At 63.4% G+C, this 13007-nt stretch carries 12 protein-coding genes; 5 read left to right on the forward strand and 7 right to left on the reverse strand.

Going from position 1 to position 13007, the window contains the following annotated elements; genetic code table 11:
- Positions 1 to 85: 85 nt before the first annotated feature.
- From DAAHT2_RS11345 to yoaA, 5 genes are all read right to left on the reverse strand, one after another.
- Positions 86 to 394, reverse strand: coding sequence for a J domain-containing protein (locus DAAHT2_RS11345; RefSeq protein WP_013164415.1), 309 nt, complete (start codon positions 392 to 394; stop codon positions 86 to 88).
- 20 nt (positions 395 to 414) lie between these two features.
- On the reverse strand, positions 415 to 717 hold the full coding sequence (locus tag DAAHT2_RS11350) for an ArsR/SmtB family transcription factor (protein WP_013164416.1): 303 nt from the start codon (positions 715 to 717) through the stop codon (positions 415 to 417).
- A 113-nt stretch (positions 718 to 830) separates the two neighbouring features.
- Positions 831 to 1910, reverse strand: a complete 1080-nt coding sequence (locus tag DAAHT2_RS14045) for a divergent polysaccharide deacetylase family protein (protein WP_013164417.1) — start codon at positions 1908 to 1910, stop codon at positions 831 to 833.
- A gap of 1 nt (position 1911) precedes the next feature.
- Entirely contained in the window at positions 1912 to 2922 is a 1011-nt protein-coding gene (locus tag DAAHT2_RS11360; RefSeq protein ID WP_013164418.1) for a polyprenyl synthetase family protein, read from the reverse strand.
- The gene (gene yoaA, locus DAAHT2_RS15135; RefSeq protein ID WP_049824415.1) at positions 2919 to 5159 is read right to left on the reverse strand and encodes a DNA repair helicase YoaA; all 2241 of its coding nucleotides are present in this window, start codon (positions 5157 to 5159) and stop codon (positions 2919 to 2921) included. Before yoaA ends, DAAHT2_RS11360 begins: the two co-directional genes overlap by 4 nt.
- A 22-nt stretch (positions 5160 to 5181) precedes the next feature.
- On the opposite strand from yoaA, the gene DAAHT2_RS11370 reads away from it, so the two are divergent.
- A complete protein-coding gene (locus DAAHT2_RS11370; protein ID WP_013164420.1) occupies positions 5182 to 5631 on the forward strand; it encodes a universal stress protein in 450 nt (149 codons plus the stop codon).
- 256 nt (positions 5632 to 5887) lie between these two features.
- On the opposite strand, the gene DAAHT2_RS11375 is transcribed toward DAAHT2_RS11370, so the two are convergent.
- A complete protein-coding gene (locus DAAHT2_RS11375; protein ID WP_013164421.1) occupies positions 5888 to 6982 on the reverse strand; it encodes a hypothetical protein in 1095 nt (364 codons plus the stop codon).
- Between the two features lie 102 nt (positions 6983 to 7084).
- Between DAAHT2_RS11375 and DAAHT2_RS11380 the strand changes: the two genes are divergently transcribed.
- Positions 7085 to 7372, forward strand: coding sequence for an inner-membrane translocator (locus tag DAAHT2_RS11380; RefSeq protein WP_157861475.1), 288 nt, complete (start codon positions 7085 to 7087; stop codon positions 7370 to 7372).
- Between the two features lie 32 nt (positions 7373 to 7404).
- Here DAAHT2_RS11380 and DAAHT2_RS11385 read toward each other — a convergent pair whose 3' ends face one another.
- Positions 7405 to 8280: an LbetaH domain-containing protein gene (locus DAAHT2_RS11385; RefSeq protein WP_013164423.1), complete on the reverse strand. Its 876-nt coding sequence runs from the start codon at positions 8278 to 8280 to the stop codon at positions 7405 to 7407.
- A gap of 190 nt (positions 8281 to 8470) precedes the next feature.
- On the opposite strand from DAAHT2_RS11385, the gene DAAHT2_RS11390 reads away from it, so the two are divergent.
- The 3 genes from DAAHT2_RS11390 to mltG all read left to right on the forward strand — a co-directional run bounded on the left by DAAHT2_RS11390 (position 8471) and on the right by mltG (position 12902).
- Positions 8471 to 9304, forward strand: coding sequence for an ATP-grasp domain-containing protein (locus DAAHT2_RS11390; protein ID WP_013164424.1), 834 nt, complete (start codon positions 8471 to 8473; stop codon positions 9302 to 9304).
- Positions 9305 to 9467: 163 nt separating this feature from the next.
- On the forward strand, positions 9468 to 11840 hold the full coding sequence (gene lon, locus DAAHT2_RS11395; protein ID WP_013164425.1) for an endopeptidase La: 2373 nt from the start codon (positions 9468 to 9470) through the stop codon (positions 11838 to 11840).
- Positions 11841 to 11876: 36 nt separating this feature from the next.
- Positions 11877 to 12902, forward strand: a complete 1026-nt coding sequence (gene mltG / locus DAAHT2_RS11400; protein WP_013164426.1) for an endolytic transglycosylase MltG — start codon at positions 11877 to 11879, stop codon at positions 12900 to 12902.
- Positions 12903 to 13007: the final 105 nt, after the last annotated feature.

The following is a 13007-nucleotide window of genomic DNA, read 5'->3' on the forward strand; positions in this document are numbered from 1 at the left end:
TACAAGGCGTTAGGGGTAGCTGGGTGTTTAACGATATAATAAAACTTGCACCGGGTCAAGCCGGCACAGGGGGGCACTGGCGGGGTTAGCGCCCGCCAGGCCCCCAGATGGGATCGTGGTCGAACTGGTCGTAAAGGCGCGCTTCCGGGTTTTGCCGGTAGAATTCTTCCCGGCTGAAGGAAAAGCGGTAATTGTTGACGTAGTTGGTGATTACCCGGTAGGCGGTGTTGATGCGCCGGATCAGCCGCTGGTCCTCGGCCGAAGGTTGTTGCCTTTTGCCGTCGGGATGATGCCGCTTGACCAGTTCCCGGTGGCGCCGTTTGATTTCCGCAAGGGTGGCCTGGTCATCAAGACCCAGCACCTCCATGGCCGTTTTTAACTCATCGTATTTCATCCGTTGGCAGGGAGAATTGCTTAGTTGTTGGGGTGCTCTTCTTCCGAGCAGAAGAGCTCGCGCATGGTTTTGATCAACTCCAGGATGCGCCCTTCGCTGATCCGGTTAACAATGAAATTGGCGTTTTTGCGGTAATCGATGATCCCCTGGTTGCGCAGGATGTTGAGGTGCTGGCTGACGTTGGCGTTGGTGGTCTGGACCTGCTGGTGAATTTCCCCCACGGTCATTTCCCGGTCCTGGAGCAGGCAGAGAATTTTCAAGCGGATGGGGTGGGCCATGGTTTTCAGCATCTTGGCCATATCGGCAATGTGATTTTCGTTCATTGTGCGGTACTCGTAAAGGATAAGACAGTGTGGCACGGCGATGAAGTGTGCACCGCCTCCAGCTTAAGTTGTTGATTTAATAGCTTGTGGTGCGAAAGTAAAGAAAAAAAGATTCAGGGTTGGCCGTGCTGTTTGACCAGCTGGTCCAGCTTGACCAGGCGCACCCGCCGGTTAAGCTCGCCCTCTTTCTCCTGCAAAACCCGGAGCGTTTCCGGGTAAGGATGCCCCAGTCCCACCGCCCACCCCCGTTTTTCTGCGATGTTCAGCAGTCTGTCGATTTGGGTGCGGATTTGCTCCGGTTCACGGTGGTGGTCGATGAAGATATCCCGGCGCAGAAAAGGGATGCCCAGCTCGGCGGCAATTTCGGCGCCGACGCTGTCCGGGGTGGTCAGGCTGTCGAGAAAGTAGAGATCGTAGCGGGGCAGTTGGGCCAGCAGCACCTGCATGGCCCGCCGGTCGGCGGTAAAGCGTGATCCCATGTGGTTGCTGACCCCGGTGGCCATGGGGATCTCGTTCAGGGCCGCGGTAAAACCGGTGACAATTTCCTCCTCGCTCATCCCGGTGGCCAACAAGCCCGGGGCTTTATTCCACTTGTCGTCCAGGGCTTCCAGGGGCAGATGCAGCAGGATGGCCCGGCCCTGCGCCCGGGTGCGGTTCAGGATCTGCTGTCGTTGGGGGGCGAACGGGATGAAAGAAAAGGTCAACTCCAGGTCCAGCCCCAGCATCTTTTCTTCGATCTCCGGGGAGTAGCCCATGTCGTCGATGATCAGGGCCAGGCGAGGGCGGGGGTCGTCGGCTGGCGCCGGTCGGGTTTCCGTAATCGGCTGCGGGGTTGGGGTTGTGGTTGCCGCGGCCTGATCTGCCGCTGTGGTGCCCCTCTCGGGGAAGCCCTGATCGGGGGGGGCAGCCAGTCTTTCCTCCCGGGGGTCCGGCTCGCTGTCGGTCACCCCCGGCGGCTCGGCCCGGAAAGAGTCGCCGGGTTGGGGCTGGTGGAGAAAAACCAGGTAAGCCAGGGCGCCAAGGCTGACCAGTAGCAGCATGGTCAGTAGCAGGAGGCGCCAGGGCGGCCGCCACAGGCGCTTCTGGGAGCCAGAGCGGCGCCGGTTCGGGGCTCTGGCCGAGGGACGGCGTTTGGGGGTGGTGGGGCCCCGTTTGGCGGTGGCTGTGGTTTTTCGGCGGGGAGTGGCGGCCATCTCAGCGGTCCCTTTGCAGCACGTATTGCCCCAGGGCGTGCAGCAAGTCTCGCTGGGGGGTGGCGGCAAAGACTGCCAGGGCCTGATCGCCGGCGGCAATCAATTCCTCCGCCCGCTGCCGGCAAGCGGCCAGCGCCCCGGTCTGCTCCAGCAGTGTTCTTACCCGGGTAAATTGCTCCCGCCGCCGCTGGGCCGGGGCGGTGATAATCGCCTCCAGTTCGGCCTGCTGCTCAGCGCTGGCCCGTTGCCGGGCAATCAGCAGGGGCAGGGTCATTTTGCCCTCCTGCAAATCATTGCCCACCGCTTTGCCGGTGGCGCCGGGTTCGCCCAGGTAGTCCAGCAGGTCGTCGATGATCTGAAAAGCCCGGCCCAGGTTGCCCCCGTAAGTGTGCAGCGCCCGGCGCTGGGCGGGGTTGCCGCCGGCGGCAACCCCGCCGGCTTCGCAGGCGGCGGCGATCAGGGCTGCGGTCTTGCCGTCGAGTACGGCAAAATAGGTTTCTTCCCGCCAGTCCCGGCTGGCCGCCGCTTCCTGCTGGATAAACTCGGAGTCCACCATGGCCTGGGTGGCGGTGCCGATCAGTTCCAGGCAGGGCACGCCTCCGGCTCGGCCGGCCAGCAGCAGGGCCCGGGCATGGAGAAAATCCCCGGCTAAAATGGCGCTGCCGTTGTCCCAGCGGGTATTGACCGTCTCCCGGCCGCGGCGCAGGGCGGCATGGTCGATGACATCGTCGTGGAGCAGGCTGGCGGTGTGCAGGTACTCAAAGGAGATGGCCAACTGCTGCCAAGGGGTGGCCGTGCCGGCTTGAGGGTTCTCGGTCCCCTTGTGGCCCTGCACCAGTTGGGCGGCCAGCAGGGTCAGCAGGGGCCGGATCCGCTTGCCGCCGGCCAGCAGTGCGTGCTCCAGAATAGCCGCCAGGCGGGGGTTGGTCACCGCAGCCAAATCATCTTTGATCACCTGGTTGATCTGCTCGGCCGCGGCGGCCAGTTGCTGCTTCAATACCTCGGGGGTCATGGTTTCTCCCGGCTGAAAAATTTTTTTACCGCCGCCAACTCCCGGCTTAAGGGACTGGGGGGCAGGCTTTTGAGAAAAGTACGGCCGTAACCTTTGCTGAACAGTCTTACATCGAGGATGGCCAGCACGCCCTGGTCGGCGTTGGAGCGCAACAGGCGGCCGACGCCCTGGCGCAGGGTCAGCACCGCCCGGGGTACCTGGAAATCGAAAAAGGGGTTGCCGCCCTCGGCCCTGATCTTGTCCACCCGGGCCATAATAACAGGATCGCTGGGAACCTCAAAGGGCAGTTTATCGATGATCACGCAGCTCAGCGATTCCCCCGGCACATCCACCCCCTCCCAGAAGCTGGCCACCGCCAGCAGCACCGACCGGGTACGGCTGCGGAATTCCTCCAGCAGCGCCGAACGCGGGGCCTCACCCTGCACCAGCACCGGATAGGGAACCTTGCCGGCCAGCTCGGCGGCGGCTTGGTGCATGGCGTTGACGCTGGTAAACAGCAGCAGGGCGCGCCCCCGGGAGTGGCCGATGATCTCCCGCATCAATTGCCGGGCCCGCGCCGGGTAGGCCGCTTCGTTGGGGGCGGGAAAATCCTGGTCCGGCACGTAAAGCAGGGTGCGGCCGGCATAGTCGAAGGGGGTGGCCAGGTCCAGGGCCGGGCAGTCCGCCGGCAGACCGAGGCGGGCCTTGACGTAGCGGAAATCGTTACCGGTGCGCAGGGTGGCGGAGGTGAAGACCGCCGCCTTAACCTGGCGGTACAGGTGCTCCTGCAAATGCCCGGCCACGTCGATGGGGGAGACGGCCAGTTGCACCGTTTTTTCCCGCCGCTCATACCAGTAGATGGCGGAGTCGGCGGCCACCGGCGCCGGGGGCGACGGCCGGCCGGGCGTCTCCGCAGTGGTAGCCAGGCCGTCGGCGTCCCGGGGGGGCTGAGGCATGGCGTCATGACCGCCTGGTGCGGCGCCGACAGACGGCACCGCCAGTTGGGGAGGGCTGGTGATGGTTTTGAAGGTGGCCAGCAGATCCTGACAGCGCCGCAGCACCGGGCCCCAGATCTCCTCGCAGCCGGCCAGTTTCTCCAGCGGCCGAATGACGGCGGCAAAGGCGGTTTCCAGGGTGCTGCAAAGTTCCGGCCAGCGAGGCTCGGCGGCGATCAGCTCCCGCAGTGGAAAGCGGCCCCGGCGGGCCGGGAAGAAGTCGAGGAAAAGGGAGGCCTCGGCGGCCAGGGCCCGGACGGCTTGCACCACCCCGGCCCGGTCCCTTTCCCGCAGCCGGGCCTCGGCCATTCCTTCCAGGTCGCGAACCAGGTCGATGATCTGGTAATGGCTGAGGGCCAGCCCGAAATGCCGGGTGGCGATGTTTTCCAGGTGATGGGCCTCGTCAAAAATCACCGCCTCATAACGGGGCAGCACTTCGGCATGGCCGAAGCGGCGCACGGCCAGATCGGAAAAAAAGAGGTGATGGTTGACGATCAGCAACTGGGACCGGGCCGCCCGCTGCCGCAGACGGGTGATGAAGCAGTCGGCGCCGTGGGGGCAGGATGAGCCCAGGCAGTGGCCGGCGGCGGCACTGATTCCGGCCCAGAGCGGTGAGTCGTCGGCCAGACCGCGCAGCTCGCCCCGGTCGCCGGTGCCGGTTTCATTGAGCCAGGCCGCGATGGTCTCCAGGTTCTGTTCGTCCTGGTCGCTTACCCCCTTGCTGAACAGTCGGCCCTGGGGGTTGATCTGCAACTGGTGCCAGCGGTAAAGGCAAAGGTAATTCTGCCGTCCTTTAACGCAGAGCGCCTTGAGCCCCGGCGCCAGGTGCCGGCGGATAAAGGGAATTTCCTTGGCCAGGATCTGTTCCTGCAGGTTGATGGTGTTGGTGGAAATCACCACCTTGCGGCCGGAGAGCACGGCGGGCACCAGGTAAGCCAGGGTTTTACCGGTGCCGGTGCCGGCCTCGGCCAGCACCAGGCGGCCGCCATGGGCCGCCGCAGGTTGCTCGGGGGCGCCGCCGGGAGAGGGCTCGTTGCCGTTAAGGGTAGCGGCCACCGCCCTGGCCATGGCCAGCTGCCCCTCTCGCGGCTCAAAACCGGGTAGCTCACGGGAAAGCAGGCCGCCGGCGGCAAATATTTCTTCCATGGCAGGACCGGTGGAGCATAGCGCTTGACAATCTTCTCCGGCCGCTGGTAGCCTGAATTCGAGTCCGGCGGCGGCTTCTGCCTGGTTATGGGGTGGGCTTAGATCATATTTTTTCATACATTTTCGGGGAGGGTCGGTGATGGACGACGTTCGTAAAATTCTGGTACCGGTGGATTTTTCCGCCAACTCGTGCAAAATCCTCGCCCTGGCCGCTTCGCTGGCCAATCGTTTCAAGGCGGAACTGGCGGTGGTTTTTGTGGTTCAGAGCTTCGATGACTACTCCGGTTTTTTCGTTCCCCATGAGCCCATCTCCCAGTTTGAAGAGGAGATGATCCGCAACGCCGAAGAGAAGATGCAGAGCTTCGTCCAGGAGTGCCTGCCGGCCGGAACACCGGTGCAGACCAGGGTGCTCACCGGTGATGTGGCTGCAAGCATCATCGAACATGCCGCCCAAACCGGGGTGGACCTGATTGTCATCGGCACCCACGGTTATCGCGGCCTGGAACGGGTACTGTTCGGCAGCGTGGCGGAGAAGGTGATCAAGCGGGCCGATTGTCCGGTGATCAGCATCAACCCCTACCGCTCGTAAACGCTCAGCAGCACCGCACCTTGCGGCAAGCGGCCCGGTTTGCGTACCTGGGGTACGCGGCACCGGTCCGCTTGCCGCAATCTGCGGCACTGCTGAGCGTTTATGGGTGTTGTTATGCTTTTTCGCCTGCCTTCGGCGGCGGTTTGTTGGTGCGTCAGTTTGGGGTCAGGGGCAATTTTTCCAATCTTTGTGCTTCATTTGTTTGCTGTTAATGCTGTGGCCTCGGTTGGCAACAGGCTCCGGGGCCTGGCGGATTTTACTGCCGCCCGGCGGGCCGGTAGAGGGCCAGCAGGCCGCCTGCCGGGGTGCCGGGTTCTGCCGGTGCCGCCGGCGTGCTCCGGTGGTAATCGGCGAGCAATCGGGTTAGCGGGGTGGCGGGGAAGAACAGCAGTTCCACGGCGTGGCGGGCCGGTGGGTGGTCGGCGGGGTGGTTCTGTTCTTCCGCGGCGATTTGCCGGTTCCACTCTTCCACGGCGGCGACGGCCGAGCCGCTGTTGCCCTCTTTGGCGGCCTGCTGCAGGGCGGTAAGCAATTGCCGGCCGACTTCCTGGCCCTGCCCGGTGGGCGCTATCGGGTCGTTGGGCGCCGCCGGGTCGGTGGCCGGGGTTGGCAGCAGCAGGGTGGGCAGGGGCTGGTACGAGTAGTGGTGATTTTCGGCAAATTCCTGCATCAGGCTCCAGGCTTCGGCATCGGCGCTGAGCAGCATCTCGGGGCAGACGGCGCTGTGCTGCAACAGCCGGTGCCAGGCCCGTAGCAGGCGGCCGGCATGGCGCCAAGGGCGCGGGGGTGCAAGCGAGTCTGCGGTTTTTGGAGGCGGCTCGGCGGGGGCGTCGCCTTTTGCCTCCTCCTGGTCTTTGCCGTTGAGCTTCCGGAACAGAGCCGCCCGGCGGGTCTCGAAGGCCTGCAGTTCGGCCTCTATCTCCATCTCTCCCCGTTCCAGGTTTTCCGCCAGCTTTAGCAGCAGCAGGGCCTGCCAGAGCTCTTCCCGCTGCCGGTCGCTGGCGCGGTCGCGGCTTTGACCCAGCAATGGCCCGATCAGCTCCGGGGCGGTTTCTTCCCGCCGGGCGCTGAATTCGGCGGCCAACCCGCGGGCAAACAGCAGGGCATCTTCGCCCCGGCGACCTTCCAGTTCCCGCAGCAGGTTTTGCAGCCGCCGGCTGTCCGGGCCGGGATCGAAAGAGGTGACCGGCTGCAGACGGCCGCCGGCAACCAGGCTCGACCAGGGGGCGGGCGGCTGATCATCCGGCCAGCAGCGCAGAGAGTGGAGGGGGAAAGGCAGCGGCGCCAGGCCGGCAACGGCGGCAAGGGGCGGCAGGATATCGGGAAAATAAAGAGCGAAAACAGGTTTCATATGCTAAGTTCGGGCTTCAATAATTGTCCTTTTGGCAACCGCTGTTGAGCGGCTGCCGGTCTTCTCTTCCGGGTTTCCATGGTAAGCGAAAAAAACATGTCAATGCGATCGGTTACGGTAATTACCGTCCTGGCGGCTTTTTATTTGCTGGCCTCGGTGCGCTATTTCCCGGGCCAGCCCCTGGAAACTCTGCTGGCCACCTTGGGGCACATGCTGCAATCGCTGCCCTTGCTGGCCGCCGTAACTTACCTGGTGGTGCTGGTGGTGCGCAAGGTGGCGGGCCAGGTTCCTTCCCTTTTCGGGATTGCCCGGATTTTTCTGCTCATCGCCCTGGGTTATGAATTCCTGTTTGCTTTGCACCACTACACCACGGTTGCCGGCGGGCCGTAAGCGTTCACGGGGCACCCCGTGATCTCTTACCATCATGGCGCTTGGCGAATCATGGTCCTGGGCGGGTGGTAGCCGGCCGGGGCGGTGGTGTTGGGCATGATTACACTGCCCCGGCCCAGCAGGGTGCCGGGGTTGGTCACCGCGTTGCAGCCGGTCTGGCAACCGGCCCCCAGGACGGCACCCAGTTTTTTCAGGCCGCTGTTAATCTGGCCGCCGGGATAACGGATCCTGACTTCACCGGCGGCAAACCGCAGGTTGGCCAGCTTGGTACCGGCCCCCAAGTTGACCCCGGGCCCCAAGATGCTGTCGCCCAGGTAGGCAAAATGACCGGCCTTGGCATCGTCGCAAAAAATTGTATGTTTTACCTCGGTGACATGGCCCACCACGCAGCGCCGGCCGATCAGGCAATGGCCGCGCAGGTAAGCGCCCTGGCGGATCTCGCAATGATCCCCGATCACCAGCGGCTCTTTTAAAAATGCCCCGGATTCAACCAGTACCCCGCGGCCCAGCTCAAAGCGCCGACCCATGATGACCGTTCCCGCCATCAGGACACTGGCCCCGTCCAGCAACTCTCCGCCCCGGCTTACCTGCAGGGCCCCCTTGTCGGCGCTGCCGTAAGTTATCTCGCACTCCTCGCCGGGAATAACCGTCACCGGGGCGGTAGCCGGGCCACTGCCCTGCTCGGGGCGGTAGATTACCATGGTTTTGGGCAAAGGCCCGTCGGCGACCCCCAGCTTGTGGGTCCAGGCCGGATAATGCCACTGCTCCAGCCAATCTTTAAGCCCCCGCAGGCCCTCCCAGACCGGGGCGCCGGCCGGGAACAACTCGGGGGCCGGCGGGCCCTGGTCGGCAAAAAAAGCGGCGGCGGAGAAGATCTCGGGGGCCTGGGGGGAAGTGGCAAGGGTCATGCTTTCCTCTTTCAAAAAAAGGTCATCGACGGTTAAAATAAACCGTGATTGTCCGAATCACGCGGCACTGCTGAACGATTACGGCCCGTTAGACCGGTAAGTTAGTACCCCTGGTGAACGGTTACTGTTTTTCAAACGTCAAATAATGGTCGCTGTCCATGATTTTTGCAAGTGATTTAAGGGTTGCCCGGTGAGTGGCGGCGGAGAAGTAATCTCTTTTCACCCGGAATTTGAGGGTGAGCGGTTTATCTGGGACCGTTGTGTCTGGGACTCGGGGCTGCCGGAGTTGCTGCGCCGCAGCCGGGCGGTGATTCTGCCCCAGACAGTGGCAAGAGAGCTATATTTTTTATGCCGCCGGTGCGCCCCGGCGGTCTTCCCCAATTATGATTGCCGTTTCCGCTGGGAAGGCAAGACCGGCGATACCCTGCTGTTCTGGCAGCATGGCGCCCCCCACCCCGGAACCCTGATTTTTCCCCGGGTGGAGAGCATGGTGGGGGAGCACCCCGAAATGGGGCTTAACGTGGAGTTGCCCCCCTTTCCCCTGGTGCTCAAGGCCCGTTATGGCGGCGAGGGCGGCGGCACCTGGCTGGTGGAGGACGATGCCCGGTTGCGGCAGCTGTTGAGTGGCCTGGAGAGGCGGGAGTGGCAGGGCGAACGGGGTTTTGTGGTGCAGGAGTACATTCCCGGTACCGGCCGGGATTTGCGGGTGACGGTGATCGGCGAGCAACTGTTCAGTTACTGGCGGGTCAACCCCAACGCTTTCCACCATAACCTGGCCCGCAACGGGGTGGTCGACCGTGATGCCGACCCCGACCTGCAACGCCGAGGGCGGGCCCTGGTGCGGGATTTCTGCCGACAGACCGGGATCAACCTGGCCGGTTTCGACCTGATCTTTCCCCCCGATGGCCGGGAACCGATGTTTTTGGAAATCAACTATACTTTCGGCCGCAGCGGCCTGGGCGGCGGCGAGGGTTATCGCGCCCTGCTGCGGGCGGCGGTGGAAGAGTGGCTTGAAACCACATAAAAGCAAGTAATTGCTGCTCGCCCGGCGATGGGCGGGCCGGCGGAGAAATGCCGCCGCTCAGCCTTGACTTACTGGCCGGGCATGCTTAGATTGCTCAATCGCCCGGGGGATGCCGGGGCGTTGCGGAAAATAATTTTTATCCCGACCTTAAGGAGGATATTTCGTGCATATTGAAGACAGTATCGACCCCGAACTCGAAGGCGCCGCCGAGATCAACGAGCGCGATATTCCCGGCCAGTTGCCGGTGATGGCGGTGCGCGATGTGGTGGTGTTTAATTACATGATCCTGCCGCTTTTTGTCGGCCGGCCCTCCTCGGTGGGGGCGGTTAATGAGGCCATGAGCCGGGACAAGCTGATCATGCTGGTGGCCCAGAAGGACGCCGGGGTGGATGATCCGGGCACCAAGGACATTTACCACACCGGCATGGTCTGCATGGTGATGCGGACCCTGAAGCTGCCCGACGGCCGGCTCAAGGTGCTGGTGCAGGCGGTGAACAAGGCCCGGATCACCGCCTTTGCCCAGGAAAATCCTTACCTGCTGGCGGACATCGAGCTGCTCCACGACGATGAAGTGGGGGAGATCGGGGTGGAAGTCGAGGCCCTGATGCGCAATGTCCGGGAGCAGACGGAAAAGATCCTGGCCCTTAAAGGCATCATGTCCTCGGACCTGATGGTGGTGCTCAACAACGTGGAGGAGCCGGGTCGGCTGGCCGACCTGGTGGTCTCCAATCTGCAGCTCAAAGTGGTCGAATCCCAGGCGGTGCTGGAGCTGCTGGACCCGGTGGCCAGGTTGCGCAAGGTGGCCGAGTACCTGCAAAAAGAACTGGAAGTTTCCACCGTCCAGGCCCGGATTCAGTCGGAGGCCAAGGAAGAGATGGGGCGCAGCCAGCGGGAGTATTTTCTCCGGGAGCAATTGCAGGCCCTGAAGAAAGAGCTGGGCGATGTCGACGAGCGCTCCCAGGAGCTGGAAGAGTTGCGGGAGCGATTCAACAAGGGCAGCTTCCCCAAGGAGGTTAAAAAAGAGGGCCTCAAGCAGCTTAAGCGCCTGGAAACCATGCACCCCGACGCCTCCGAGGCCTCCATTGTCCGCACCTACCTGGATTGGCTGCTGGATGTGCCCTGGCGCAAGTCAAGCAAGGATCGGCTGGATCTCAAGGTCGCCCACGAGGTGTTGGATGCCGACCACTACGGGCTGGAGAAGGTCAAGGAGCGGATCCTCGAATACCTGGCGGTGCGCAAGCTCAACAAGGCCAGCAAGGGGCCGATCCTCTGCTTTGTCGGCCCCCCCGGGGTGGGCAAGACCTCGCTGGGGCAATCCATCGCCCGGGCCCTGGGGCGCAAGTTTCACCGCATCTCGCTGGGCGGTATGCGGGATGAGGCCGAGATTCGGGGCCATCGCCGGACCTACATCGGCGCCATGCCGGGACGCATCATCCAGGGGTTGAAAACCGTGGAGAGCAACAACCCGGTGTTCATGATGGATGAGATCGACAAGGTGGGCACCGATTACCGGGGCGATCCCTCCTCGGCCCTGCTGGAGGTCCTGGACCCGGCCCAGAATACCGAGTTCTCCGACCACTACCTCAACCTGCCCTGCGATCTCTCCAAGGTGATGTTCATCACCACCGCCAACATGACCGACACTATCCCGGCGGCTCTGCTGGACCGGATGGAGGTCATCCGCCTGGCCGGCTACACCCACGAGGAAAAGGTGGAGATCGCCAAGCGCTACCTGATTCCCCGGCAGATCAAGGAAAACGGTTTGAAACCAAGCCAAGTCAAGTTCGCCGAGGCGGCCATCTCCCGCCTGATCACCCACTACACCCGGGAGGCGGGGCTGCGCAATCTGGAGCGGGAAATCGGGGCGCTGTGCCGCAAGGTGGCCCGCAAGATCGCCGAAGGGGGCAAGGGTCCTTACTCCATCAGCACCCGTACCCTGCACGGTTACCTGGGCCCGGCCCGTTATCTGCCCGAGGCGGAAAGCGAAATGATCGACCGGCCCGGAATCTCCACCGGCCTGGCCTGGACCGAGGTGGGCGGTGAGATCCTCTATGTCGAGGTCTCGCTGATGAAAGGCCGGGGTAATTTGACCCTGACCGGCCAGCTGGGAGAGGTGATGAAGGAATCGGCCCAGGCCGCCCTAAGCTACTGCCGTTCCCGGCGCAAGGAGTTGAAGCTGGAGGAGAATTACTTCGACGACCTGGATATCCATATCCATGTCCCCGCCGGTGCCATTCCCAAAGATGGTCCCTCGGCCGGGGTCACCATGGCCACCGCCCTTTACTCCGCTTTAAGCGGCAAGACGGTGCGCCCCGACGTGGCCATGACCGGCGAGATCACCCTGCGGGGTCGGGTGCTGCCCATTGGCGGCTTGAAGGAAAAGGCCCTGGCGGCCCTGCGGGCCGGGATCACCACGGTGGTGATCCCGCATCACAACAAGAAGGATCTGGAAGAAATCCCCAAAGACCTGCGGGAGAAGCTGACTTTCGTGCCGGTGAAGAACATGGAACAGATCCTTAAAATGATCTTCCGTTAAGTTGCAAAGCTATCGGTCTTGATGAAAGGTATGGAAATGGATCCACGGCTGAGCAGTTACGGCGAACGCCGGCGCCGCCCGGCCCTGTGGCTGGCTGCCGGGCTGCTGCCGGTGCTGCTGGCCCTGGTGTGGTTCTGGAGCTACGCCGCCGGTAGTGGCCCGGCGGCCGCCGAGACTCTGGTGTATATCCCCCCCGGTTCCTCCTTTGCCGCCGTTGAGCGGACCCTGGTGGAGGCGGAGGTGCTGCGGGAAGATCGGCGCTTTCGTTGGCTGGCCTATCTTTCCGGCCAGCGCGGGCGGCTTAGGGCCGGCGAGTACGCGGTGGCGGCCGGGGCCAGCCCGCGAGAGATTCTGCAGTTGCTGACCACTGGGCGCACCGTCCGCCGCCAGGTTACCATTCCCGAGGGCAGCAACCTCTTCCAGGTGGCCCGGCTACTGGCCGGGCAGCAACTGCTGGACGCCGAGGATTTTGTGGCTTACGTCACCGACCCGGTCACGGTGAAGCGTTTCGGGCTGGATTCACCAAGCCCCGCCCCCTCTCTTGAAGGTTGGCTCTTCCCCGATACCTATTTTTTTACCCGGGGCCAGAGCAAGGAAGAGATCACCGCCGTCATGGTCCGCCGGGCCCGGACGGTGCTGGATGAGTTGCTGGCGGGGCGGGATGACAGCGGCCTGAGCCGCCTGGAGATCATGACCCTGGCCTCCATCGTGGAAAAGGAGACCGGCCTGGCCGAGGAGCGAAGCCTGATCGCCGGGGTCTTTTTCAATCGTCTGGAAAAGGGGATGCGGCTGCAGACCGATCCCACGGTGATCTACGGCCTGCAAAGCTTCGACCGCCGCCTCAGCCGCCAGGACCTGCGCACCCCCACCCCCTACAACACCTACACCATCCACGGCCTGCCGCCGGGCCCCATCGCCAACCCGGGTCGGGCGGCCATCGCCGCCGTGCTGGAGCCCGAAGAGACCGACTACCTCTACTTCGTCTCCCGCAACGACGGCTCCCACCAATTCTCCACCAATCTCCGCGACCACAACCGGGCGGTCAATCGTTACCAGCGGTAAACGCTCAGCAGCACCGCATCTTCGGGCGATCAGCCAGGCTTACGTACTGATGTACGCTGCGCCTGGCTGCTTGCCCGAACCTGCGGCACTGCTGAACGTTTACTG

Source organism: Desulfurivibrio alkaliphilus AHT 2, from assembly GCF_000092205.1.
Lineage (GTDB): Bacteria > Desulfobacterota > Desulfobulbia > Desulfobulbales > Desulfurivibrionaceae > Desulfurivibrio > Desulfurivibrio alkaliphilus.

Coding starts and splice junctions, on each gene's coding strand:
- DAAHT2_RS11380 (WP_157861475.1), top strand. CDS start 7,085: ATGCGATCGGTTACGGTAATTACCGTCCTGGCGGCTTTTTATTTGCTG.
- DAAHT2_RS11370 (WP_013164420.1), top strand. CDS start 5,182: ATGGACGACGTTCGTAAAATTCTGGTACCGGTGGATTTTTCCGCCAAC.
- yoaA (WP_049824415.1), bottom strand. CDS start 5,159: ATGAAAAAATATGATCTAAGCCCACCCCATAACCAGGCAGAAGCCGCC.
- DAAHT2_RS14045 (WP_013164417.1), bottom strand. CDS start 1,910: ATGGCCGCCACTCCCCGCCGAAAAACCACAGCCACCGCCAAACGGGGC.
- DAAHT2_RS11375 (WP_013164421.1), bottom strand. CDS start 6,982: ATGAAACCTGTTTTCGCTCTTTATTTTCCCGATATCCTGCCGCCCCTT.
- mltG (WP_013164426.1), top strand. CDS start 11,877: ATGGATCCACGGCTGAGCAGTTACGGCGAACGCCGGCGCCGCCCGGCC.
- DAAHT2_RS11385 (WP_013164423.1), bottom strand. CDS start 8,280: ATGACCCTTGCCACTTCCCCCCAGGCCCCCGAGATCTTCTCCGCCGCC.
- DAAHT2_RS11345 (WP_013164415.1), bottom strand. CDS start 394: ATGAAATACGATGAGTTAAAAACGGCCATGGAGGTGCTGGGTCTTGAT.
- DAAHT2_RS11360 (WP_013164418.1), bottom strand. CDS start 2,922: ATGACCCCCGAGGTATTGAAGCAGCAACTGGCCGCCGCGGCCGAGCAG.
- DAAHT2_RS11350 (WP_013164416.1), bottom strand. CDS start 717: ATGAACGAAAATCACATTGCCGATATGGCCAAGATGCTGAAAACCATG.